We start from the raw sequence: 23,369 nt of genomic DNA on the forward strand, positions 1-23,369 counted from the left end.
GCGTCAGCTCCCGGCCGCGGCGGACGCGGGCGCGCCGGCGGCGAGCGAGGGCGGCACACCCTCGTGGGTGGTCCGGTTCCACAGCGAGCGCGCGGGGATCCGGGTGAGATCGGCCCGGTCGCGGTAGCGCTTCGCGGTCTCCTCGACCTCGAGGAGGAGCCCGGCGGAGAGCGTCGTCGGCTCGAGCCCGAGGTCGAGGAACGTCGCGTTGACGACGTGGAGCTCGTTCTCCGGCGACTCCTGGCGCGGGTTGGGCACGAGCTCCATCTGGGCGCCGGTGATCTCGCAGATGAGGGCGGCGAGATCGCGCACGCGGTGGGTCTCGGTCATCTGGTTGAAGATCTTGACCCGGTCGCCGGCGGCCGGGGGATTGGCGAGCGCGATCTCCACGCAGCGGACCATGTCCTGGATGTGGATGAATGCGCGGGTCTGTCCGCCGGTGCCGTGCACGGTGAGCGGGTAGCCCACCGCGGCCTGCATGAGGAAGCGGTTGAGGACGGTGCCGTAGTCGCCGTCGTAGTCGAAGCGGTTGACGAGCCGCTCGTCCTGCTGGGTCTCGGCGGTGTTCGTCCCCCAGATGATGCCCTGGTGGAGATCGGTGATCCGCAGCCGGTCGTTCTTCGCGTAGAACGCGAAGAGGTGCTGGTCGAGGACCTTCGTCATGTGGTAGATCGACCCCGGGTTCGTCGGGTAGAGGATCTGCTGGTCGACGGTGTACGGCTCGACGGGGTTGCCCGCGGCGTCCTCGGTGGCGGTGACCTGGACGTCGAGGTAGCCCTCCGGGATCTTCATGCCCGCGGTGCCGTAGCCGTAGACGCCCATCGTGCCGAGGTGGACGACGTGGACGTCGAGCCCCGATTCGACGACCGCGGCGAGGAGGTTGTGGGTGGCGTTGACGTTGTTGTCGACGGTGTAGCGCTTGTGGCCGGCGGACTTCATCGAGTACGGCGCGGCGCGCTGCTCGGCGAAGTGGACCACGGAGTCCGGGCGGATCCGGGTGAGGAGGTCGAGGAGGCCGGCGGGATCCTGCGCGAGGTCGATGTTCTCGAAACCGATCCGGTCGCCGCTGATCTCCTCCCAGGCCGCGATCCGCTCCTCGATCGAGCGGATCGGGGTGAGCGATTCCGCGCCGAGCTCGGAATCGATGGCCCGGCGGGACAGGTTGTCGACGATCGTGACGTCGTGGCCGCGGGCCGACAGGTGCAGTGCCGTGGGCCAGCCGCAGAAGCCGTCCCCGCCGAAGACGATGGTCTTCACTCGGTTCTCCTCGTTCGTGTTCCGGTTCGCATGTCCGTGCGGCGCGCGATGCGCCCATCACAGCACATTAGTCGCTTCCGCACGGCCCACCTGCCAGACTCCCCGGCCGGGCTCCGACCGGTAGACTCGCCCCATGCCGGTATTCGAGCTCGAGAGCGTGCGATTCGGCGACGTGCTCGACGTGCCGGCCCTGACGATCCGCCCCGGGATCACCGCGGTCACCGGCCCCTCGGGCTCGGGGAAGTCGACCCTGCTCCGTCTGCTCGACGACCTGCGTCGCCCCGACGCCGGGACGATCGCCTACCGGGGCACGGACATCCGGGACATCCCCGCCGTCGCTCTGCGCAGACGGGTCGTCATGGCCTCGCAGACCCCGGTGACGCCGCCCGGGACGGTGTTCGACGCCCTCGCGCGCGCCCACCGTCTGCAGGAGATCCCGGATCCCGCGCCGGACGCCGCCACCGGCGTGCTCCGGGCCCTCGGCCTGCGGACGGACCTCGCGGCCGACGCCGCCGAGCTGTCGGGCGGAGAGCGGCAGCGCCTCGGTCTCGCCCGACTCCTGCTCCTCGAACCGGAGACCGTGCTGCTCGACGAGCCGACCTCCGCCCTCGACGCCGATACCGCCCGGCAGGTCATGGACCACGTGCTCCGACGGTTCGCCGAGCGGGGGACCGACGTCGTGCTCGTCTCGCACTCGACCGCGCTCGTCGACGCCCATGCCGAGCACCGCATCGAGGTCGCCGGCGGCACCGCGCGCGAGGTGGGCCGATGACCGAGGGGCTCGTCGTGCTCGGGTGGCCGCAGGTGGGGCTCGCGTTCGTCCTCGTGCTGCTCGTCCTCCTCCTCATGGTCCTCACCCGGGTGGGCCGGAAGGGCGAGCTCCTGTGGGCCTGCGCGCGGATGACGGTGCAGCTCGCGCTCGTCGGGCTCGTCCTCGGCTGGGTCTTCGCCCATCCCGCCTGGTGGATCACCGTGGGCGTGCTCGCGCTCATGCAGGTGTTCGCCGTCGCCACGATCCTCGGGAAGTTCCGGGGGCGCCTGTCCTCTGCGATGCGGCGCGTCGTCGTCGTGTCCTCGGTCGCCGGCACCACCGCGGCGCTCGCGTGGTTCCTCCTCGTCGTCGTCGGGCTGTCCCCGTGGTACGACCCCCGCTACGTCATCCCGATCGCCGGCATGCTCATCGGCAACTCGATGACCGGCATCACTCTCGGGCTCGCGACGCTCGTCGACGGGATGCGCGACCGGCGGGCGGAGATCGAGGACGCGCTCGGCCTCGGCGCGACCCCGCGGCGCGCAGTGGACCCGCTCGTCCGCGCCGCGTTCGAGAGCGCGCTCATGCCGACGATCAACAGCATGCTCGGCACCGGGATCGTGTTCCTCCCGGGGATGATGACCGGGCAGATCCTCGCCGGCGTCGACCCGGGCACCGCGATCGGCTATCAGATCGCGATCCTCCTCGGTATCGTGGGGGCCGTCGGCACGACCGTGTTCCTCGCGCTCGTCCTGGGTGCGCGCACGTACTTCGACCCGCGGGCTCGGCTGCGGCCCGCACGGACCGGCTGACCGACCCGACGCGAAAGGACGACCATGCTCGAGACGCTCCCGGAGGACTTCGACTCGGTCCTCCTCATCATGGCCCACCCCGACGACCCCGAGTACGGCGTCGCCGCGGCGGTCGCCCGCTGGCTCGCCGCGGGGAAGCGGGTCGGCTACGTGCTCGCGAGCCGCGGCGAGGCGGGGATCTCCGGCCTCCCGCCTGCGGAGTCCGCACGGGTGCGCGAGGAGGAGCAGCGGCGCGCGTGCGCGGCGATCGGCGTCGCCGACCTCGTCTTCCTCGACGAGCCGGACGGCTCGATCATGTACTCCCGCGAGCTCCGGACCGCGATCGCGCACGAGATCCGCCGCTTCCGCCCCGAGGTCGTCGTCCTCCTCAACTTCCACGAGACCTTCGGCGGCCGGTTCCCGAACTCCGCGGACCACCGCCACCTCGGGCTCGCCGCTTTCGACGCGGTGGCCGACGCCGGCAACGAGTGGATCGTGCCCGGCGAGCGCTACCAGGGCGTCAAGTACATCCTCGAGTACGGCACCGAGCCGACCCATGTCGTCGATGTCGCCGGTCACGTCGACACCGCCGTCCGTTCGCTCATGGCCCACGAGCAGTACCTCGCGGCGCTGTCGGACGCGCCGATCGAGGAGCAGGCGCGCGCGCAGATCGAGCGGGCGACGAGCGTCGAGGGCCACGACACCCCGCACCTCGCCGTCCGCCTCTACGGCTGAATCACGTCGACAGGAGACCCTGGCACCATGACCGCAGAGATCGCATCGTCCCCGCACCCGTCCGCCGAATCCGAGGTCGCGGACATCTGCCGCGAGCTCATCCGCTTCGATACCCAGAACTGGGGCGGCAACATCGCGCACCCCGAGCGCCCGGCCGCCGAGCGGATCGCCGAATGGTTCGCCGAGGTCGGCCTCGACTCCGAGATCTTCGAGTCCGAGCCCGGCCGTGCGAGCCTCGTCGCCCGCATCCCGGGCACCGACCCCTCGCTGCCCGCGCTCGTCGTCCACGGGCACACCGACGTCGTTCCCGCCGACGCCGCGGAGTGGTCGGTCGATCCCTTCGCGGCCGAGGAGCGCGACGGGCTCATCTGGGGCCGCGGCGCGGTCGACATGAAGGACATGGACGCGATGATCATCGCGGTGGTGCGCTCGTACCTCCGGACCGGGGTGCGGCCCCGGCGCGACCTCATCGTCGCGTTCTTCGCCGATGAGGAGGCCGGCGGCACCTACGGCGCCCGCTGGATGGTCGAGAACCATCCGGAGCTGTTCGCCGACGCCACCGAGGCGGTGTCCGAGGTCGGCGGCTACTCCGTCGACATCCGCGGGCAGCGGGTGTACCTCGTGCAGACGGCGGAGAAGGGCATCGCGTGGCTCAAGCTCGTCGCCCGCGGCACCGCCGGCCACGGCTCACAGCTCAACGACGACAACCCGGTGACGAAGCTCGCGGCGGCCGTCGCCCGGATCGGGGCGCACCGCTGGCCGGAGCAGCTGCCGGAGGCCACGCGGGATCTGCTCCGCGGGGTCTCCGACATCACCGGGGTGCCGTTCGCCGCGGAGTCGTACCCCGACCTGCTCGCCGAGCTCGGTTCGGTCGCGAAGTTCGTCGGGGCGACCCTGCAGAACACCGCGAACCCGAGTCTGCTCGCCGCCGGCTACAAGCACAACGTCATCCCGTCGAGCGCGGAGGCGCTCATCGACTGCCGTCCGCTGCCCGGCGAGCACGAGAACCTCGTGGCGACGATCCGCGAGCTCGCCGGCGAGAGGGTCGAGGTGCACACCGAGATCGAGGCCCCCGCTCTCGAGGCGCCGTTCTCCGGGCGTCTCGTCGACACGATGACGAGCGCGCTGCTGGGCGAGGACCCGGGAGCGCGGGTGCTGCCGTACACGCTCTCCGGCGGGACCGACAACAAGTCGCTCGCCGCGCTCGGCATCCGCGGCTACGGGTTCGCCCCGCTGCGGCTCACCGGCGACCTCGACTTCCCGGCGATGTTCCACGGCGTCGACGAGCGGGTGCCGGTGTCGGCGCTGACGTTCGGCACCCGGGTGCTCGACCGCTTCCTCCGCGAGGCCTGAGCGGGTGCTCAGGACCTGCCGCGGCGGCGCGGCAGGGAGGCGATGACGACCCCGAGGAGGACGAGGACCATCGCGAGAACGGTCGTCCACGTCACCGGGGTGCGGGAGATCGGCAGCACGAGGTCGATGACGAGCGAGCCGACGAGGCTGCCGAACAGCGAGCACAGGCTGAGCAGGAGGACGCCGAGGTGCTCGACGGCGATGGTCGTCACGCCGATGAACATCACCCCGAGCACCCCGCCGACGAGGGTCCAGGCCTGGCCGGGGAACTCGGGCAGCGCGGTGATCCGGGTGCCGGTGCCGAGGAGCACGAGCGACATCGCGACGAGGAGGACCGAGCCGGTGAGGAAGTTGATGAACGTCGCGGCCCCCGCCGAGGAGGTGCGGAGCTTGAGGCGTCCGTTGAAGGCCTGCTGGAAGGCGGTCATCGCGCCGGCGGTGAACGGCAGGAGCGGCGCCCACCAGCTGATGCCGTGCTCGAGTGCCCCGGCCGAGGACAGCACGACCCCGCCGAGCACGACGAGGACGCCGAGCACCCGTCGGAGGGTGAGCGCGGACCGCCCGCCCGGCGGGAGATCGGTGTTGTCGACGACGAGCGCGCCGACGAGCTGACCGGACACGAAGGCCATGGTGAAGATCGCGACCCCGAAGAAGGGGACGGTGAGCGCCTGCGCGCTGACGACCGCGGCGCCGGCGAAGCCGCCGAGCGTCATCCACCAGGGGAAGTCGCCGTCGGCGACGAGTCGGACCGCCCGGCGCAGCGCGGTCCGGGTGCCGGGGGAGGCGAGGGCGACGACGACCATGACGAGCATCCCGCCGAGGAAGGATCCGGAGGCGGCGAACACCCCGGCCCCGGTGATGCCGGCGAGCGCGGCGTTCGCGGTGCCCTGGAACGCCATCGCGGTCCCGGCGAGCGTCGTGGCGAGCGCGCTGAGGAGAACTGCGGGCGGCATCCTCAGGCAGTCCGCTGCACGCGGATGATACGACGGCGCAGCCACACCGTGCGCGAGCCGCCCATTCCGATCCGGGTCCGGGCGAGCTCCCACCGTCCGTACTCGGCGGCCTCGGTGAGGAGCGACCGGGCCTCGTTGCGGGTGGTGTCCCGAGGGAAGCTCACGGTGCGGAACTCGTACTCGACCGGGGTCCGGGTGCGCTTCATCGTTCCTCCGAGATCTCCGACATTCGGGGTCGGCGGCCACTGTATCACCGGCCGCGGGCCCGGGCGCGGCGTCTCGGCTAGCCTGGGTGCATGGTGCACATCGTGCTCGTCCGCCACGGCGAGAGCTCCGCGAACGCCGACGGGATCCTCGCCGGGCGCATGCCCGGCGTGTCTCTCACCCGGGCCGGGATCGAGCAGATCCGGGGCCTCGCCGACATCTTCCCCTTCCGGACCGTGGCCGAACTCCGGTGCTCGACCCTCCAGCGCTGCCGGGAGACCGCCGAGGTGCTGCTCGCCGGCATCCGCGCTGAGCGGGTGCGCGAGTCCCCGGAGTTCGCCGAGGTCGACTACGGAACGTGGTCGGGCAGGCGGCTCGCCGAGCTCAAGGAGCTCCCGGAGTGGCAGGCGGTGGCCGGCAGGCCGTCGACCGTGCAGTTCCCCGAGGGTGAGGCGCTGAGCGCCGCGGCCGCACGGGCGGTCGCCGGGGTGGAGGCCTTCGTCGCCGAGCTCCGGACGGCGGCCCCGGCCGAGACCGTGCCCGTCGGGGTCGTCGTCGCCCACGGGGACATCATCAAGGCCGTGCTCGCCGCCGCGCTCGGGATGCCGCTCGACGACTTCCAGCGGATCGCGGTCGCACCCGGATCGCTGAGCGTGGTGAAGTACCCGGGGACCGCGCACCCCACGGTGACGGCGATGTCGGTGACGGCGACCGTGCGACCCGGCGAGGCGGGAACGCTCGGCGGAGGACGCTGAGCGGACCGATGCGGCGCTCAGACCGCGGCGATCGTCCCGGTGCCGAGGAGTGCGAAGAGCACGAGGCCGAGCGCGACGCGGTACCACACGAAGATCGCGAAGGACCGGGTCTGGACGAAGCGGAGGAAGGCGACGATGACGACGTACCCGACGGCGAAGGACACCGCGGTGGCGAGGATCGTCGGACCCCAGCCGAGCACCATCGGCTCGCCGATGCTCTGGAACAGTCCGTAGACGCCCGAGGCCATGACGGCGGGGACCGCGAGGAGGAACGAGTAGCGGGCGGCAGCCTCCCGGGTGAAGCCCATGAGGCGGCCGGCGATGATCGTCCCGCCGGAGCGCGACACGCCGGGGATGAGCGCCATCGCCTGGGCGAACCCGTAGACGAGACCCTGCTTCCACGTCATGTGCTCGAGATCGCGCTCGCGCGGGCCGACCTTGTCCGCGATGCCGAGGATGAGGCCGAACAGGATGAGCATCGCGCCGGTGATCCACAGATTGCGCAGCACGCTCTCGATCGCGTCCTGGAACGCGAGACCGAGGACGCCGATCGGGATCGAGCCGAGGATGATGAGCCACCCGAGCCGGGCCTGCGGGTCGCCCTTCTCGCGCCGCCCGACGAGCGAGGCGCACCACGAGCGGACGATGCCGACGATGTCGCGCCAGAAGTAGACGAGCACGGCGGTCTCGGTGCCGATCTGCACGATCGCGGTGAAGAACGCTCCCGGGTCCTCGCCGGGAAGCAGGAACTCCCCGACGATCCGCAGGTGCGCCGACGACGAGATCGGGAGGAACTCGGTGAGCCCCTGCACCACGCCGAGCACCGCGGCGATCAACCAGTCCATCGAAATCCTTCTCATCCGTGCGCGAGCCCGGCCGCGCGGGCCGAGGACGACCCCGAGCTGCGCTCAGGGCCCAGACCAGGGTAGTCCCCGGTTCGGGTAACCTCAAAGACTATGCGCATCAACCGAGTGGGAACGTCCGGCTTCGAGGTCTCCGAGCTCGGCCTGGGGGCCTTCGAATGGGGTCACCGAGTGAGTGCGGAGACCGCGCAGGAGCTCGTCGACGCGTACGCCGAGGCGGGCGGCACCGTGCTCGAGCTGCCGTCCTTCGCCTCGCCGGCGGCCGAGGTCGTGGGAGACCTGAGTCTTCCCTCCGAGATCGCCCTCATCGGCCGTGTCGGCGTCCGCGTGGACCGTCGCGGCGCGCGTCTGTCGCTCGGGCGGGCGACGATCCTCGCCCAGGTCGACGCGCTCCTCGAGCGCACGCGCACCGAGCGGATCGACGTCCTCGCCCTCGACGGCTTCGATGAGCGGACGCCGCTCGAGGAGACCGCCTCGGCGCTCGACACCGTGCTCCGCAGCGGTGCGGTCGTCCACGTCGCGGCCGCGCATCACACGGGCTGGCAGCTCGGTGCCCTGCGGGCCGTGGGCATCCCCGTCGTCGCGGCGCTCAATGAGCTGTCCCTGCTCGACCGGCGGGCCGAGGCCGAGGTGCTCCCGGCCGCGAACCACTTCGGCATCGGGGTGATCGCCGGCTCCGCGCTCGGTCGCGGGATCCTGCCCGGCCGGTACGCGACGGGAATCCCGCGGGACTCGCGCGCCGCAGGCGACGGCCGGGACCGGGTGGTCGAGCGCCTCACCGAGGACACCGAGCACGTCATGGCCGGGGTGACGAAGGCGGCCGCGGGCCTGGGGGTCTCTCCGCTCGACGTCGCGCTGGCGTGGAACCGGCAGCTGCCGGTCGCGTGTTCGCTCGTCGCGCCGCGCTCGGTCGAGCAGCTGCGGCAGATCCTCGACACCGATCTCGAGCTCGAGCCGGAGATCCGGGACGCGCTCGATCAGATCTCGGACCGCTGAGCCTCAGCGGGCGGGCTCGTCGTCCTCGAAGTCGTCGTCCTCGTCATCGTCATCATCGAAGTCGTCGTCGTCCGCATCGTCCTTCGCGTCCTCGACGTCGTCGAACAGCTCGAACGGGGTGACCTCGTCGAACGCGGTGTAGAGCGCGTCCTCGTAGATCTCGAAGGCGTCGGCGAGCGCCATGTAGCTGGCCTCCACCCGGGGGTCGGTGTCGGAGGTCCGGTGCGCGGCCGCGGCATAGTGCTCGCGGACAGCGGAGAGGAAGTCGTCGAGTGCCACCTGCGGATCAAGGCTCATGCACCCAATGTAGCCCACCGCACGCACCCGGGGAACCCGTGCGGAGCGTGCATCGTCGCACGTGACGCGCATGCCGGAGGAGGTGCCCTAGGCTGGTGCCATGCCACCGCAGGTTTTCGATCATTCCGCACCGGATCGGTTCGTCGTCGGCACCGTCGGGCTGCCCGGGGAGCGGACGTTCTTCCTCCAGGCCCGCACCGCCGAGAGGATCACCACCGTGGTGCTCGAGAAGGAGCAGGTCGAGATGCTCGGGGAGCGGGTGAACGAGCTCCTCGACCTCGTCCGGTCGAAGTCGAGCGATCCGCGCTCGATCCCGCTGCAGCCGCGCGAGGACCTCATCGACAATGCCGGGCTGAGCGTCCCGGTCGAAGCGGAGTTCCGGGTCGGCACCATGAGCCTCGGCTGGGACACCGTCGCCGAGCACATGGTCATCGAGTGCTTCGAGTTCACCCAGGAGGACGCGGAGTCGGGGACGAGCGCGGATCCGGACGAGGCGGAGGACCGCGACCGGCTGCGCGTCGTGCTCGGCGCCGCGCAGGCCCGCGAGTTCTCCCGCCGCGCCGATCAGGTGGTCGGCGCCGGCCGCCAGGACTGCCCGTTCTGCTCCCTCCCGCTCGACGCGGACGGACACATGTGCCCGCGGGCCAACGGGGTCGCCCGCTGATGACCGACGAGCAGGTGGCGTGCGCGCTCCTGCGCGAGGGCACCGTCGAGGAGCTCGGCCGGATCCCCGGGGCCTCGAACGACACCCGGCTCGTCACCGTGGCCCGGGGCGCGGAGCTGCTCCGCGCGGTGTACAAGCCGACCGCGGGGGAGCGGCCGCTGCGCGACTTCCCGCTCGGCACCCTCGCCCGCCGCGAGGTCGCCGCCTACCTGCTCGGCCTCCGGTGCGCGGACGTGCGGGTGCCGCCGACGGTCATGCGCCACGACCTGCCCGCAGGTCCCGGGTCCCTCCAGGCCTATGTCGAGGCCGACGGCGACCCCGAGGAGCGCGTCGGGGTGTTCGCGCCCGCGGCGGTGCCCGACAACTGGGCGCCGATCCTCAGCGCGCTCACCCCCGATGACGAGGAGGTCGTCGTCGCACACGCGCTGAGCGACGAGCTGCGCGCGCAGGCGCTGTTCGACGTCGTGACGAACAACGCCGACCGCAAGGCCGGGCACCTGCTCCACGGCCACTACCTGCCGGGGACCGCCGCGCCCGGGCTGTTCGCGATCGACAACGGACTGTCGTTCCACGTCCGACCCAAGCTCCGCACGATCCTCTGGGGCTTCGCCGGCTCCCCGCTCAGGGCGCAGGAGCACGCGCTGCTCTCCGGACTCCTCGCCGCGCAGGACGCGATCGCGGACGAGCTCACCGGTCTGCTGTCGGGCGCGGAGCGCGACGCGCTCTTCGAGCGCATCGCCGGGCTGCTCGTCCGGGGGCGGCTGCCCGCGGTGCCGCAGGGCCGGACGCCGATCCCCTGGCCGCCGCTGTAGGCGCCTTTGCCCGGTCTCGCCCGGGCTGTCTATGGTGGGGTGGTGAAATCCTGGTCTGCACCCGCCGTCCCCGAGCTCGCGACCGCCGGCGACGCCCCCGTGATCTTCTGCTCCTCCGCCCGCGGCCCCGTCGCCGCACCCCGAGCGAAGGGTGAGGCGCGCCTCTACGTCTGCGGCATCACCCCCTACGACTCGACCCACCTCGGCCACGCGGCGACCTACGTCGCCTTCGACGTGCTCGTGCGCGTGTGGCGCGACGCCGGGATCGACGTCACCTACGTGCAGAACACCACCGATGTCGACGACCCGCTCCTCGAGCGCGCCCAGGCGACCGGTGTCGACTGGCGGGATCTCGCCCGCTCCCAGATCGAGCGGTACTTCGGCGACATGGAGGCCCTGCGGATCATCCCGCCGGACTCGTACATCGGCGCCGTCGAATCCGTCGACCTCATCGTGGCGGCCGTCGAGCGGCTGCTCGAGCGCGGCGCCGCCTACCGGATGCCGAACGGCGACGTGTACTACCGCATCGGCACTCCGGTCGAGCCCCCGTTCGGATCGATCTCCAAGCTCGATCGCGCAGCGATGCTCGAGCTGTTCGCCGAGCGCGGCGGCGACCCCGAGGTCGAGGGCAAGGAGGATCCCCTCGACGCCCTCCTCTGGCGCGCTGCCCGCGAGGGCGAACCGCACTGGGAGGGCGGGGCGCTGGGGCCCGGTCGGCCGGGCTGGCACATCGAGTGCGCGGTCATCGCCGAGCAGTACGCCGGGCTGCCGCTCACCGTGCAGGGCGGCGGCAGCGACCTCGTGTTCCCCCACCACGAGATGGGCGCCGCGCACGCGACGGCGCTCACCGGCACCGAGTTCGCCCGGACCTACATGCACACCGGGATGGTCGGACTCGACGGCGAGAAGATGAGCAAGTCGAAGGGCAACCTCATCTTCGTCTCCTCCCTGCGCGAGGACGGGGTCGACCCGATGGCGATCCGGCTCGTGCTCCTCGCCCACCACTACCGCAGCGACTGGATGTACCGGGCGGACGATCTCGAGGCCGCACGGCACCGCCTGCAGACGTGGCGCGCGGCCGCCGGCCGGGCCTCGGCCGTGCCCGCCGCCGAGGTCATCGCGAACCTCCGCCAGGAGCTCACCGACGACCTCGACTGCCCCGCGGCACTGTCCGTCGTCGACGACTGGGCGGCGGGGACCGCGAGCGGTCCGGCCGATGCCGACACCGCCGCGATCGTCACCGCGATCGACGCCCTCCTCGGCGTCGAGCTCTGAGGAGCCCTCACTCCTCCCTGCGGCGCCGGCTGAGATAGCGCTCGAACTCGCGCGCGATCGCCTCGCCGGAGGCCTGGGGCAGCTCGGTGGCGTCGGTCATGCCCTCGATCCGGGCGACGTGCTCGGCGAGGTCCTCGTCGCTCTCGACGAGCGCGTCGGTGCCGACCTCCCACGCCCGCGCCTCGTCGACGAGCTCGCGCTGGTCGACGACGAGCCCGGTGAGATCCTCGAAGGCGCCGAGCATCGCGAGCACCGCCTTGGGGGAGGGGCTCGACGCGGCGTAGGCCGGGACCGCGACCCAGTGCGACACCGCGGCCATGCCGTCCCCGGCGAGCGTCGTCGACAGCACCCCGAGGATGCCGACCGGTCCGGTGTAGTGGGCCTCGTCGATGCCGAGCTCCCGGGCGAGCGCGGGATCCTCCGCGGTCGTCGCCACCGGCAGCGGACGGGTGTGGGTGACGTCGGCGAGGAGCGAGCCGAGGAGGACGACCCGGTCGTCCGGTGCGAACCGCTCCCGCAGCCGGTCGATGTACTCGCGCCACCGGTACGAGGGCTCGGTGCCGATGACGACTTCGACGGGCAGCTCCGTGCCCGGCACCACCCCGGTGTGGGCGACGCAGCCGGGCCACTCGATCGCCGGACCGTCCGCGTCGCGCCGCAGCGCAGGGCGGATGAAGGTCATGTCGTAGTACTCGTCGCCGGAGAACAGCGTCTCTGCGGAGAGGTCCCAGGCGCCGACGAGATGGCGGGCGGTGTCGACGGCCGCCTCCCCGGCGTCGTTCCACCCCTCGAACGCGATGACGACGAGCCGGCCTCCGGCGGATGGCAGAAAACTCATGTCCTCAGATTACGCTGGTGCGTCTATGGACACCTTCTCCGCGGTCCTCTGGGACATGGATGGCACCCTCGTCGACACCGAACCGTACTGGATGCGGGCCGAGACCGCGCTCATGCACGCCCATGGCCTCGACTGGGACGACGAGCACGGCCTCCTCATGGTCGGCAACGATCTCCTCACCTCCGCCCGGATCCTCATCGATCACGGACTTCCCCTCCCCGCTGAGCAGATCGTCGAGATCCTCCTCGACGGGGTGATCGAGCAGGTGCGCGAGCACGTCCCGTTCCGTCCCGGCGCCCGCGCGCTCCTCGAGGAGCTCCGGGAGGCCGGGGTGCCGTGCGCGCTCGTGACGATGTCCTACCGGCGGCTCGCCGAAGCGGTGGTCGAGGCCTGCCCCGCGGGCAGCTTCGCGGTGCTCGTCACCGGGGACGAGGTGCCGGCCGGCAAGCCCGACCCGGCGCCCTACGTGCTCGGGGCCGAGGCGCTCGGCCTCACGCCGGGCGAGTGCCTCGCGCTCGAGGACTCGATCCCCGGTCTCACGAGCGCCGAGGCGGCGGGCACCGTGGCCGTGGGCATCCCGCACCTCGTCCCGCTGCCGGAGCTGCCCGGACGGACGCTCGTGCTCTCGCTGTCCGGCCTCGATCTCGCCGGCCTGCGCAACCTCGCGGCCCGGGCGCGGGAGGCTCAGGTCTCCGACAGGAGGTCGTGACCGGCGATCGCGGTGACCGGCGGCGGCTCCGGTGCGGTGTTGCCCCACGCCGGACACAGAGGCTTGAAGTGGCACCAGCCGCACAGCGGGGACTTCCGCGGCCGCCAGCGGCCGGTGCGCGCGCTCGCGGTGATGTCGTCCCAGATGCCGAGGATCTCCGCCTCCGTGCGCTCGATGTCCGCGGCGGTCGGGTGGTAGCTCGCGATCGACCGGCTGCCGAGGTACAGGAGCTGGAGCGTATGGACGAGGACGCCGTCGGTCCGATGCCGCAGCAGCGCGTAGAACCGCATCTGGAAATCCGCCTCGCGGCGGTACTGGGGGCGCGGCTGCTTGCCCGTCTTGTAGTCGACGAGCCGCACCTGCCCGCCCGGCGCGACGTCGACCCGATCGATGAATCCGCGCAGCACGAGCCCGTTGTCGAGCGTGACGGAGACGAACTTCTCCCGTTCGGCGGGCTCGAGGTTCTCCGGCAGCTCGAGTCCGAAGTACGCGCGGAGCAGCTCGGTCGATTCCCGGAACAGCGCGTCGACGGCCGGCTGGTCGGGGTACATCGCCGCGATCTCCGGGTCGCGCTCGCTCAGCGCGGTGTAGCACCCGGGGAGGAGCGCGACGGCGGTGTCGAGGGTGCGCTCGGGCGGCGGCGAGTCGAAGAGCCGTTCGAGGACCGCGTGGACGAGGGTGCCCTTGAACGCCGCGGGCGAGGGAGGCTCCGGAAGGCGGTCGAGCGTGCGGAAGCGGAACTTGAGCGGGCACTGCACGAAATCGTTCGCGCGGGAGGGGGATAGGGCTGCGAGTTCGACCATGGTCGCACTCTATCGAGAGCCGCGGACACCGGGAGCGCGGGCTCCTGCGCGGACCGGCGGACCGGTAGGATGGACCGCATGTCGGAGACCACCTCAGCGCGCCGTGCCCCCGGGGCGGCGCGCGGCCTGCACCTCGGGCGCGTGCTCGGCGCTCCCGTCGTCCTCGCCTGGTCGTGGTTCCTCGCCGCTATCGTCATCACGCTGCTGTTCCGGCCCTGGATCAGCGACGTCCGCCCCGACCTGGGCCACGGCGCCTGGCTCGTCGCCTTCGCCTACGCGGTCCTCCTCTTCGGCTCGGTGTTCCTCCACGAGCTCGCCCACGGGGTCGCCGGCCGCGCCGCCGGACAGCGGGTCGCCGCCATCGAGCTCAACGTGTGGGGCGGCTTCACCCGGTTCGAGCCGCGCATCGAGGAGGACTCCGCCCGCGCCGCCTCGACGAGCTTCGTCATCTCGATCGTCGGGCCGATCGTCAACATCGTGCTCGCCGGCCTCGGCTGGGCGGGGCTCCAGTTCACGCAGGGCGGGTCGGTCGCCTGGCTCCTCCTCATCGCGCTGACCTTCGCCAACCTCGCCCTCGGGGTGATCAACCTGCTGCCGGGCATCCCGCTCGACGGCGGCTGGGCGCTCCAGGCGCTCATGTGGCGCGCCACCCGCAGCCAGTACCGCGGCACGGTTGTCGCGAGCTGGGTCGGCCGCCTCATCGCCGCGGGCTTCGTGGGCTGGGCGCTCATCGCGCCCCTCCTCGCCGGCCGCCGGCCCGATCTCGTCACCGTGCTGTGGATGACCGCGATCGCGGTCATGCTGTGGGTGTCCGCCGGCGACGCCCTCGTCCACGCCCGGCGCGCCCGCCGGATGGAGACCTACGACCTGTCCCGGGTGATCCAGCCGGCGATCGCCGCGACCGGGGACGCCGACGTCGAGGCGCCCCTCGCCTACGCCGACCGCGCGGGCGCCGCGGGCGCACCCGGCACCCCGCCGGGCCCGCCCCCGCTCGTCGTCGTGCTCGATCCCGCCGACCTGCCCTACGGGCTCCTCGACCGGCACGCCGCCTCGCAGGTCGCGGCCGGCCCTGGCCCGGGCGCACAGGTCAAGGACTTCGTCCGGCCGTTCGGGGCCTGGATCGGCGTCCCCCGCGACATCACCGCCCCGCACCTCCTCGAATCGCTCACCCACCGCCCCAAGGCGCAGTTCTGCCTCGTCATGGACGGCAGCACGCTCACCGGCGTCATCGACCTCCAGGAGTTCTTCGACGAGCTTCTCGCGGACTGAGCCGCGCGCGCCCGTCCGGCCGCTCCCGACTAGAGTGGAGGCGATGACTACCGACACCTCCACCGGCGCGGTCCACCGCCGCGGACCGCTGCGCATCGGCGACAAGGTCCAGCTCACCGACCCGAAGGGCCGCCTCCACACGATCGTCCTCGAGGCCGGTCGCGAGTTCCATACGCACAAGGGCTCCCTCGCCCACGACACGCTCATCGGCGGCAGCGAGGGCACCGTCGTCCACACCACCGGGGGAGTGCCGTACCAGGTGCTCCGGCCGCTCCTCGAGGACTTCGTCATGTCGATGCCGCGCGGTGCCGCGGTCGTCTACCCCAAGGACGCGGCGCTCATCGTGACCTTCGGCGACATCTTCCCCGGTGCCACCGTCGTCGAGGCCGGCGTCGGCTCCGGGGCCCTCACCCTGTCCCTGCTCCGCGCGGTGGGCGACGGCGGGCGCGTGCACTCCTTCGAGCGTCGCGAGGAGTTCGCGCGGATCGCCGCCGGGAACATCGAGGACTTCTACGGCGCGCCCCACCCCGCGTGGGGCCTCACGCTCGGCGACCTCGCCGAGGAGCTGCCCCGGGAGTTCGCGCCCGGCACCGTCGACCGGGTGGTCCTCGACATGCTCGCCCCCTGGGAGTGCCTGCCGGCCGTCACCGCCGCGCTCGCCCCCGGCGGCGTGCTCGCGTGCTACGTCGCGACGGTTCCGCAGCTCTCGCGCACCGCGGAGGCGCTGCGCGCCTCGGGAGACTACACCGAGCCGCGGGCCATGGAGTCGATGGTCCGCGACTGGCACCTCGAGGGCCTCGCCGTCCGCCCCGAGCACCGGATGATCGCCCACACCGGCTTCCTCGTCTTCGCCCGGCGCCTCGCCGACGGCACCGAACCCCTCGAGCGGCGACGCCGCCCGCAGGGCAGCGAGCCGAGCCCCGAGGACCGCGCCGCGTGGGAGGGCGGGGAGATCACCGCCCATGCGATCGGCGCCCGCGAGGCGACCGGCAAGAAGCTCCGCCGCGTCATCCGCGAAGCGGGGTCCCGGAACCGCGCCCTCGACAGCGCCGCCCAGGCCGGCCCCGCGCACCCCACCGACCCGACCGGGGAGATCGACCCCGGCAGCACGCCCGAGGAGGACTCATGACCGACGTCGACCGGACCGCCGAACTCGCCGCCGTCCGCAAGGACGCGTCCCAGCTCCGTCAGCAGCTGTTCAACGCCTCGAAGCGCAACGACGCGCTCTCGCGGACTCTCAAGACCGCCCGCGAGGAGCTCGTCCGGATCCGCGCCGAGGCCGAGCGCCTCTCCGAGCCGCCGAACTCCTTCGGCACCGTCCTCGCCCTCGTCCCCGGTCCCGACGACACCCATCAGCTCGACGTCATCGCCTCCGGGCGTCGGATGCGCGTGGGCGTCACCCCGGAACTCGACGTGTCGACCCTCGTCCCCGGGACCGAGGTCCGCCTCTCCGAAGGGCTCGTCGCCCTCGAGGCGGTCGGCTTCGCCGACGCCGGGAACGTCGTGTCGGTGCGCGAGGTGCTGCCCGACGGACGGATCCTCATCGGCGCGCCCGGCGACGACGAGCAGATCCATCGCCTCTCCGGCCCGCTGCGCGCCGAGGGGGTGCGACCGGGCGACGCGGTCCTCGTCGACAGCCGGACCCACTTCGCGCTCGAGAAGATCGAGAAGCCCGAGGTCGCTTCGCTGCTGCTGGAGACGGTCCCGGACATCTCCTACAACGACATCGGCGGTCTCGAGGACCAGATCGACATGATCCAGGACGCCGTCGAGCTCCCGTTCGAGCATCCCGAGCTCTACACCGAGCACGGCCTCAAGCCGCCCAAGGGGATCCTCCTCTACGGCCCTCCCGGCTGCGGCAAGACCCTCATCGCGAAGGCGGTGGCGAACTCGCTGGCCCAGCGCCGCGGGGGCGAGGGCACGCGCTCGTACTTCCTCAACATCAAGGGTCCCGAGCTCCTCGACAAGTACGTCGGCGAGACCGAGCGCCAGCTCCGGCTGATCTTCTCCCGCGCCCGGGAGAAGGCGACCGCCGGATCCCCGGTCGTCGTGTTCTTCGACGAGATGGAATCGCTCTTCCGTACCCGCGGGACCGGCAAGTCCTCCGATGTCGAGACGACGATCGTGCCGCAGCTGCTGAGCGAGATCGACGGCGTCGAGCGGCTCGACAACGTCATCGTCATCGGCGCGTCGAACCGCGAGGACCTCATCGATCCTGCGATCCTGCGCCCCGGCCGGCTCGACGTCAAGATCCGCATCGAGCGCCCCGACGAGCAGGGCGCGGCCGACATCTTCTCGAAGTACCTCACCACCGACCTCCCGCTCCACCCGAGCGTCCTCGACGCGGCCGACGGCTCCCGCACCCAGGCGGTCGAGCGTCTCATCACCGCCTGCGTCGAGCGGATGTACGCGCGGGACGCGGAGAACGCCTTCGTCGAGGTGACCTACGCGACGGGTCAGCGGGAGCTCCTCCACTTCGCGGACTTCGCCTCGGGCGCGATGATCTCGAACATCGTCGACCGCGCGAAGAAGCACGCGATCAAGTCGTTGCTCGCCGACGGCGAGCGCGGTCTGACCTGGGAGCACTTCGCACGGGCGATCGCCGAGGAGTTCTCCGAGCACGAGGACCTGCCGAACACGACGAATCCGGACGAATGGGCCCGCATCAGCGGCCGGAAGGGCGAGCGGATCACCCACCTGCGGATGGTCCAGCACGAGGCCCCGAGCGGGGACGGCGTCGGCGAGCGGGCCCCGGCGGCCGGTCCCGGCACGCCGATCGTCACCGCGGAGGCCGACTCCGACCTCGTCTGAGGCGGCTCAGCGGCCGGAGCGGCCGGCCACCGCGGTGGCGATGAGGCGCCAGCCCACGAGCGTGACGAGGTTGAGCGAGGCGGCGACGACGACGAAGGGTCCGGCGGTGCCCTCGCCGATGAGCGCGCGGACCACGAGCCCGACGAGCACGGTCGTCGCCCAGATGCCGACCCCGGTGCGCAGCGGGGCGAGCGGAGCGACCCACACCGCGTTGAGGAGCCACGCGACGAGGAGGCCGAGGAGGAACGGCCAGGCGGTCCCGATGATGCCGTCGACGTCGAGGTCCCGTGCATGGGTCCAATAGCCCACGACGGTGAAGATCGCGACGAGCACGAGGTCGACGACGACGGCGGTGAACAGGTGAGAGGATTTCTTGGCGGCCACGCCTAGAGTGTAGACGTGGAGCCACCGGTCGTCCGAGTGCGGCAGGCCGGAGAGGGGAGAGGACGTCATGCTCAGGGTCGAGAGGATCATGGGGGCGGAGACCGAGTTCGGGATCTCGCGCCCCGGCAATCCGCACGCGAATCCGATGCGCGATTCGGCCCGGGTGGTCGACGCCTACGCGGGTCCCCGGGGCCTGCGGTCGAGCCAGAGCTTCTGGGACTTCGAGACCGAGTCCCCGCTCGCCGACGCCCGCGGTTTCCTCTTGAACGTCGCCGACGCCCACGCCTCCCAGCTCACCCACCTCCCGCAGGCGGAGCCGGAGGCCCAGTACCTCGCCAACGTCGTGCTCACCAACGGCGCCCGGCTCTACGTCGACCACGCCCACCCCGAGTACTCCTCGCCGGAGACCCTCACGCCGCGCGACGTCGTGCGCTGGGACCGGGCGGGCGACCTCGTCGCCCTCGCCGCGGTGGAGGCCCTGGCGGCCGGCGACGAGCCGGTCAACCTCTACAAGAACAACACCGACTCGAAGGGCGCGTCCTACGGCGCGCACGAGAACTACCTCGTCGACCGCGCGATCGAGTTCGACGCGATCGTCGCCGGCATCACCCCGTTCTTCGTCACCCGCCAGATCCTGTGCGGCGCCGGCCGGGTGGGCATCGGGGTCAACGGGGAGACCGCCGGGTACCAGATCTCCTCGCGGGCGGACTTCTTCGAGGCCGAGGTCGGCCTCGAGACGACGCTCCGCCGGCCGATCGTCAACACCCGGGACGAGCCGCACGCCGACCCCACGCTGTACCGGCGCCTCCACGTCATCCTCGGCGACGCGACGCTCGCCGAACCGGCCACGCTCGTGCGGTTCGGCACGACCTCGCTCGTCCTCGGACTCATCGAGTCGGGGCAGGTGCCCGCGCTCGAGCTCGCCGACCCGCTCGACTCGCTGTGGACCGTGTCGCACGACCTCGACCTCACCGCCCGCCTGCCGCTGGCCGACGGGTCGACCATGACCGCCCTCGAGATCCAGCAGGTCTACCTCGACGCCGCCCGCGCCGCCGCCGGGGACTCCCCGGACGCCGATACCGCGGAGGTCCTCTCCGAGTGGCAGCGGTTCATCGATGCGCTCGCCCGGGACCCGCGGGAGCTCGCCGACAGCGTCGACTGGGTCGCCAAGCTCGTCCTCCTCGAGCAGTACCGCACCCGCGAGAACCTCCCGTGGGACCACCCGAAGCTCGCGCTCATCGACGTCCAGTACCACGACGTGCGCCCCGCGAAGGGGCTCTTCCACCGCCTCGAGAGCACCGGGCGGATCCGCCGGATCACCGACCCGGCCGAGGTCGCGCAGGCCGTGGACACCCCGCCGGAGGACACCCGCGCCTGGCTGCGCGGGCGCGTGGTCGAGCGGTTCACCGATGCGCTCGTGTCCGCGAGCTGGGACTCGCTCGTCCTCTCCGCCGGCGGGGAGGCGCTCATCCGGGTGCCCATGCGCTACCCCCTCAAGGGCACGAAGGCCCTCGTCGAGGACCGGATCGCGGCATCCGAGACCCCTGCGGACCTCCTCGCCGCGCTCGGAGTCACTAGACTCGGTACGACAGCCCCCCGAGACAGCAGCGAGGTGTGAGATGAGCGGCCAGGAGCAGATCCGGAGCAATCGCAAGGACGACGTCGAACCGATCGACCCCCCGGTCGCCGCGCAGGCGCAGACACAGGTGAACACCGCGGCAGTCGACTCGATCCTCGACGACATCGACAGCGTCCTCGAGACCAATGCCGAAGAGTTCGTCCGCAACTTCGTCCAGAAGGGCGGCCAGTGACTCCCGGTTTCGATCCCGCGTACCTGAGCTCGACGACGAACTCGTTCCTCGAGTTCGCCCGCGCCACCACGCCCGAGGTGCTCCCGTTCGCCGCCGCCGCGCCCGCCGCCCTCCCGGCGGCGCCGGAGGGCACGACGATCGTCTCGTTCAAGACCGCGAACGGCGTGCTCATGGCCGGTGACCGCCGGGCCACGATCGGCAACCTCATCGCGAGCCACATCATCGAGAAGGTCCATGCGGCCGACTCGACCTCGGTCATCGGCATCGCCGGCACCGCGGGCCTGGCGCTCGAGCTCATCCGGCTGTTCCAGCTCGAGCTCGAGCACTACGAGAAGATCGAGGGCACGCCGCTGTCGCTCGTCGGAAAGGCGAACCGCCTCGCCTCGATGCTCCGGGCCAACCTCGGGCTCGCGATGCAGGGCCTCGCGGTCGTCCCGCTGTTCGCCGGCGTCGAGCCCGGTGCGGACCACGGCCGGATCTTCAGCTTCGACGTCACCGGCGGGAAGTACGAAGAGGTCAACTTCCACTCGATCGGCTCCGGCTCGGGCTTCGCCCGGGGCGCCCTGAAGAAGCTGTGGAGCCCCGGCCTCGAGCCGGGCGAGGCGATTCGGGTCGCGGTCGAGGCGCTCATCGACGCCGCCGACGACGACTCCGCGACCGGCGGCCCCGACTTCGTGCGCCGGGTCGCCCCCGTGGTCCACCTCGTCGACGCCGCCGGCACCCGGCAGGTGCCGCAGACCGAGGTCCTCGACATCGCGACCGCTGTGGTCGCCGCACGCGCGGAAGGAGACCGGCGATGAGCGCACCGTTCTACGTCTCGCCCGAGCAGCTGATGAAGGACCGGGCGGAATTCGCCCGGAAGGGGATCGCACGCGGCCGCTCGGTCATCGTGCTCCGCTACGACGAGGGCATCCTGCTCCTCGCGGAGAACCCGTCCTCGACGCTGCACAAGATCGCCGAGATCTACGACCGGATCGGCTTCGCCGCGGTCGGCAAGTACAACGAGTTCGAGACACTGCGCCAGGCGGGTGTGCGCTATGCGGACCTCCGCGGGTACTCCTACGACCGCGCCGACGTCACCGCGCGCGGTCTGACGAACGCGTACGCGCAGACACTCGCCGGAGTCTTCACCACCGAATCGAAGCCCTTCGAGGTCGAGATCGTCGTCGCCGAGCTCGGCCGCACCGCCGCGGACGATCGGCTCTACCGGCTGTCTTACGACGGCTCGGTCGCCGACGAGAACGACCACGTCGCGATCGGCGGGCAGGCGGAGGCGATCTCCGCTCGGCTCGCCCGCGAGGTCACCGCGGAGAAGCCGCTGCCCGAGGTGTTCGCGATCGGTGTGCGCGCGCTGTCCCCGCAGGACGGCCCGCAGATCCCGGTCGAGAGCATCGAGGCCGCGATCCTCGACCGCACGTCGGGGACGCATCGCACCTTCCGCCGGCTCGCCGACAACGCGATGAGCGCCCTCCTCGATGCCGCCGGCCCCGCACCGGAGCCTCCCGCGGATCCGGGGAGCGCGTCGTGAAGCGGATCTTCGGGCTCGAGACCGAGTACGGCATCGCCTACACGCAGCGCGAGGGGCGTCGCCTCGGTCCCGAGGAGATCGCGCGCTACCTCTTCCGCCCCGTCGTCGAGTGGGGCCGCTCCTCGAACGTGTTCCTCCCCAACGGCGCCCGGCTCTACCTCGACGTGGGATCCCATCCCGAGTACGCCACCGCGGAGTGCGATGCGCTGCCCGACCTCCTCGCCCAGGACGCGGCCGGCGACGCGATCATGGTCGATCTCCTCGCGCGGGCGCAGGCCGCGATGGCCGAGGACGGGATCGACGGCACCGCCCACCTCGTGAAGAACAACACCGATTCGGCCGGGAACTCCTACGGCAGCCACGAGAACCTCCTCGTCCGCCGCTCGATGGACTTCTCCCATCTCACCTCGGTGCTCCTGCCCTTCCTCGTCGCCCGGCAGCTCATGGTCGGCGCCGGCGCGGTGATCCCGCGGACGGTCTCGACCGACCTTCGGCCGGCCGACTCGAACCGCGCCGCAGCTCCCGGCAGCACCCCGGCAGGGCCCGCCGTGCCCGCCACCGGCGATCTCGTCTACGGGCTGTCGGCCCGGTCCGACGTCATGTGGGAGGGGGTGTCCTCGGCGACGACCCGCTCGCGTCCGATCATCAACGCCCGCGACGAACCGCACGCCGACGCGGCGCAGTACCGGCGCCTCCACGTCATCGTCGGCGATTCCTCGATGTCCCGGACGACGACGGAGCTCAAGGTCGGCTCCGCGGCCCTCGTCCTCGACCTCATCGAATCCGGTGCGGCCATCCGGGACCTCGGCCTCCGCAACCCCATCCGCGACATCCGCCACATCGCCCGCGACGTCACCGGCCGGCACGTGCTCGAACTCGCATCGGGCGAGCGGCTCACCGTCATCGAGCTCCTCTCGATCTACCTCGAGCGCGCCCGTGCGCTCGTCGAGCGCGGCGACCACAGCCTCGGCTCCGACGCCACCGCTGCCAGGGTCGTCGACCGCTGGGCCCGGGTGCTCGCGGCCGTCGAGTCCGGGGACCTGTCCGGCATCGACACCGAGATCGACTGGGTGATCAAGAAGACGCTCGTCGAGCGCTATCTCGAGCGCTCCGAGGTCGGCCTCGCCGATCCGCGGATCGCGCGCCTCGACTTCGCGTACCACGACCTCACCCCGGGATCCGGGATGTTCGCCCGCCTCGAGGAGGCCGGGCTCGTCGCCCGCGGAGTCGAGCCCGCGGCCGTGCAGCGCGCCGTCGAGGAGCCGCCGGCGACCACCCGTGCCGCGGTCCGGGGACGCTTCGTCGCCGCCGCCCACGCCGCCCGGCGGGACTTCACCGTCGACTGGGTCCATCTGCGGCTCAATGATCAGCTCCAGCGGGCGGTGGTCCTCAAGGATCCGTTCGCCGCGCAGAGCGACTCCGCGGACGCCCTGATCTCCGGCCTCGGCGAGGCTCCGGGTGGGCACTCAGTGTGATTCGCTAGGATCGGGGCGGCTTCACCGCCCCGACC

26 protein-coding genes are annotated in these 23,369 nt (G+C 71.9%); 18 read left to right on the forward strand and 8 right to left on the reverse strand.

Annotation, left to right across the window (positions count from 1 at the left end):
• Positions 1-3 precede the first annotated feature (3 nt).
• Positions 4-1,257: an NAD-dependent epimerase/dehydratase family protein gene (locus tag C1A17_RS01915; protein ID WP_101650201.1), complete on the reverse strand. Its 1,254-nt coding sequence runs from the start codon at positions 1,255-1,257 to the stop codon at positions 4-6.
• Positions 1,258-1,390: 133 nt separating this feature from the next.
• On the opposite strand from C1A17_RS01915, the gene C1A17_RS01920 reads away from it, so the two are divergent.
• Genes C1A17_RS01920 through C1A17_RS01935 form a run of 4 tightly spaced genes read left to right on the forward strand, consistent with a single transcriptional unit; the run spans position 1,391 to position 4,887 of the window.
• Positions 1,391-2,029 (forward strand): ATP-binding cassette domain-containing protein, encoded by a 639-nt coding sequence (locus tag C1A17_RS01920; RefSeq protein ID WP_101650203.1) that lies wholly within the window; start codon positions 1,391-1,393, stop codon positions 2,027-2,029.
• Positions 2,026-2,820, forward strand: coding sequence for an ABC transporter permease (locus tag C1A17_RS01925; RefSeq protein WP_101650205.1), 795 nt, complete (start codon positions 2,026-2,028; stop codon positions 2,818-2,820). Before C1A17_RS01920 ends, C1A17_RS01925 begins: the two co-directional genes overlap by 4 nt.
• Positions 2,821-2,844: 24 nt before the next feature.
• Positions 2,845-3,534, forward strand: coding sequence for a PIG-L deacetylase family protein (locus C1A17_RS01930; RefSeq protein WP_101650206.1), 690 nt, complete (start codon positions 2,845-2,847; stop codon positions 3,532-3,534).
• Between the two features lie 27 nt (positions 3,535-3,561).
• Positions 3,562-4,887: a M20/M25/M40 family metallo-hydrolase gene (locus tag C1A17_RS01935; RefSeq protein ID WP_101650208.1), complete on the forward strand. Its 1,326-nt coding sequence runs from the start codon at positions 3,562-3,564 to the stop codon at positions 4,885-4,887.
• A gap of 8 nt (positions 4,888-4,895) precedes the next feature.
• Here C1A17_RS01935 and C1A17_RS01940 read toward each other — a convergent pair whose 3' ends face one another.
• Entirely contained in the window at positions 4,896-5,840 is a 945-nt protein-coding gene (locus C1A17_RS01940) for a DMT family transporter (RefSeq protein ID WP_101650210.1), read from the reverse strand.
• A 2-nt stretch (positions 5,841-5,842) separates the two neighbouring features.
• Entirely contained in the window at positions 5,843-6,046 is a 204-nt protein-coding gene (locus C1A17_RS01945) for a DUF5703 family protein (RefSeq protein ID WP_101650212.1), read from the reverse strand.
• A 90-nt stretch (positions 6,047-6,136) separates the two neighbouring features.
• Between C1A17_RS01945 and C1A17_RS01950 the strand changes: the two genes are divergently transcribed.
• Positions 6,137-6,799, forward strand: coding sequence for a histidine phosphatase family protein (locus C1A17_RS01950; protein ID WP_101650215.1), 663 nt, complete (start codon positions 6,137-6,139; stop codon positions 6,797-6,799).
• Between the two features lie 17 nt (positions 6,800-6,816).
• Here the strand turns inward: C1A17_RS01950 and C1A17_RS01955 are convergent, their stop codons facing one another.
• On the reverse strand, positions 6,817-7,644 hold the full coding sequence (locus C1A17_RS01955; protein WP_101650216.1) for an undecaprenyl-diphosphate phosphatase: 828 nt from the start codon (positions 7,642-7,644) through the stop codon (positions 6,817-6,819).
• Between the two features lie 111 nt (positions 7,645-7,755).
• On the opposite strand from C1A17_RS01955, the gene C1A17_RS01960 reads away from it, so the two are divergent.
• Entirely contained in the window at positions 7,756-8,658 is a 903-nt protein-coding gene (locus C1A17_RS01960) for an aldo/keto reductase (protein WP_101650218.1), read from the forward strand.
• 3 nt (positions 8,659-8,661) lie between these two features.
• On the opposite strand, the gene C1A17_RS01965 is transcribed toward C1A17_RS01960, so the two are convergent.
• Positions 8,662-8,955 carry a hypothetical protein gene (locus C1A17_RS01965; RefSeq protein WP_101650220.1) on the reverse strand — a complete coding sequence of 98 codons (294 nt, stop codon included), beginning with the start codon at positions 8,953-8,955 and terminating at the stop codon, positions 8,662-8,664.
• A gap of 100 nt (positions 8,956-9,055) precedes the next feature.
• On the opposite strand from C1A17_RS01965, the gene C1A17_RS01970 reads away from it, so the two are divergent.
• From C1A17_RS01970 to mshC, 3 genes are read left to right on the forward strand one after another with little or no spacing between them, the layout of a single operon-like run.
• On the forward strand, positions 9,056-9,619 hold the full coding sequence (locus tag C1A17_RS01970; protein WP_101650222.1) for a DUF3090 domain-containing protein: 564 nt from the start codon (positions 9,056-9,058) through the stop codon (positions 9,617-9,619).
• On the forward strand, positions 9,619-10,431 hold the full coding sequence (locus C1A17_RS01975; protein ID WP_101650224.1) for an SCO1664 family protein: 813 nt from the start codon (positions 9,619-9,621) through the stop codon (positions 10,429-10,431). The genes C1A17_RS01970 and C1A17_RS01975 overlap by 1 nt, the downstream gene beginning before the upstream one ends.
• Before the next feature lie 42 nt (positions 10,432-10,473).
• Positions 10,474-11,706 carry a cysteine--1-D-myo-inosityl 2-amino-2-deoxy-alpha-D-glucopyranoside ligase gene (gene mshC / locus C1A17_RS01980; RefSeq protein WP_101650226.1) on the forward strand — a complete coding sequence of 411 codons (1,233 nt, stop codon included), beginning with the start codon at positions 10,474-10,476 and terminating at the stop codon, positions 11,704-11,706.
• A 7-nt stretch (positions 11,707-11,713) separates the two neighbouring features.
• On the opposite strand, the gene C1A17_RS01985 is transcribed toward mshC, so the two are convergent.
• The gene (locus C1A17_RS01985) at positions 11,714-12,544 is read right to left on the reverse strand and encodes a proteasome assembly chaperone family protein (RefSeq protein ID WP_101650228.1); all 831 of its coding nucleotides are present in this window, start codon (positions 12,542-12,544) and stop codon (positions 11,714-11,716) included.
• 25 nt (positions 12,545-12,569) lie between these two features.
• On the opposite strand from C1A17_RS01985, the gene C1A17_RS01990 reads away from it, so the two are divergent.
• Positions 12,570-13,253 (forward strand): HAD family hydrolase, encoded by a 684-nt coding sequence (locus C1A17_RS01990; RefSeq protein ID WP_101650230.1) that lies wholly within the window; start codon positions 12,570-12,572, stop codon positions 13,251-13,253.
• Here C1A17_RS01990 and C1A17_RS01995 read toward each other — a convergent pair.
• Positions 13,229-14,056 (reverse strand): RecB family exonuclease, encoded by an 828-nt coding sequence (locus C1A17_RS01995; RefSeq protein ID WP_101650232.1) that lies wholly within the window; start codon positions 14,054-14,056, stop codon positions 13,229-13,231. The genes C1A17_RS01990 and C1A17_RS01995 overlap by 25 nt on opposite strands.
• Before the next feature lie 78 nt (positions 14,057-14,134).
• Here C1A17_RS01995 and C1A17_RS02000 point away from each other — a divergent pair, with 78 nt between their 5' ends.
• Genes C1A17_RS02000 through arc form a run of 3 tightly spaced genes read left to right on the forward strand, consistent with a single transcriptional unit; the run spans position 14,135 to position 18,136 of the window.
• Positions 14,135-15,325 (forward strand): site-2 protease family protein, encoded by a 1,191-nt coding sequence (locus tag C1A17_RS02000; RefSeq protein ID WP_101650234.1) that lies wholly within the window; start codon positions 14,135-14,137, stop codon positions 15,323-15,325.
• 43 nt (positions 15,326-15,368) lie between these two features.
• Complete coding sequence (locus C1A17_RS02005) at positions 15,369-16,454, forward strand: tRNA (adenine-N1)-methyltransferase (RefSeq protein WP_101650236.1); 1,086 nt, start codon at positions 15,369-15,371, stop codon at positions 16,452-16,454.
• Positions 16,451-18,136 carry a proteasome ATPase gene (gene arc / locus C1A17_RS02010; protein ID WP_101650238.1) on the forward strand — a complete coding sequence of 562 codons (1,686 nt, stop codon included), beginning with the start codon at positions 16,451-16,453 and terminating at the stop codon, positions 18,134-18,136. The genes C1A17_RS02005 and arc overlap by 4 nt, the downstream gene beginning before the upstream one ends.
• 6 nt (positions 18,137-18,142) lie before the next feature.
• Here the strand turns inward: arc and C1A17_RS02015 are convergent, their stop codons facing one another.
• Positions 18,143-18,589, reverse strand: coding sequence for a DUF3054 domain-containing protein (locus tag C1A17_RS02015; protein ID WP_101650240.1), 447 nt, complete (start codon positions 18,587-18,589; stop codon positions 18,143-18,145).
• Between C1A17_RS02015 and dop the strand changes: the two genes are divergently transcribed.
• From dop to pafA, 5 genes are read left to right on the forward strand one after another with little or no spacing between them, the layout of a single operon-like run.
• Entirely contained in the window at positions 18,588-20,138 is a 1,551-nt protein-coding gene (dop, locus tag C1A17_RS02020; RefSeq protein WP_101650242.1) for a depupylase/deamidase Dop, read from the forward strand. The genes C1A17_RS02015 and dop overlap by 2 nt on opposite strands.
• A gap of 1 nt (position 20,139) precedes the next feature.
• On the forward strand, positions 20,140-20,331 hold the full coding sequence (locus C1A17_RS02025; protein ID WP_101650244.1) for a ubiquitin-like protein Pup: 192 nt from the start codon (positions 20,140-20,142) through the stop codon (positions 20,329-20,331).
• Positions 20,328-21,131 (forward strand): proteasome subunit beta, encoded by an 804-nt coding sequence (gene prcB, locus C1A17_RS02030; RefSeq protein WP_101650247.1) that lies wholly within the window; start codon positions 20,328-20,330, stop codon positions 21,129-21,131. Before C1A17_RS02025 ends, prcB begins: the two co-directional genes overlap by 4 nt.
• Positions 21,128-21,859: a proteasome subunit alpha gene (gene prcA / locus C1A17_RS02035; RefSeq protein ID WP_101650249.1), complete on the forward strand. Its 732-nt coding sequence runs from the start codon at positions 21,128-21,130 to the stop codon at positions 21,857-21,859. The genes prcB and prcA overlap by 4 nt, the downstream gene beginning before the upstream one ends.
• Positions 21,856-23,334 (forward strand): Pup--protein ligase, encoded by a 1,479-nt coding sequence (pafA, locus tag C1A17_RS02040; protein ID WP_101650251.1) that lies wholly within the window; start codon positions 21,856-21,858, stop codon positions 23,332-23,334. Before prcA ends, pafA begins: the two co-directional genes overlap by 4 nt.
• The last annotated feature ends 35 nt before the right edge of the window (positions 23,335-23,369 follow it).

The sequence above is a fragment of the Brevibacterium ihuae genome (genome assembly GCF_900184225.1).
Lineage (GTDB): Bacteria > Actinomycetota > Actinomycetes > Actinomycetales > Brevibacteriaceae > Brevibacterium > Brevibacterium ihuae.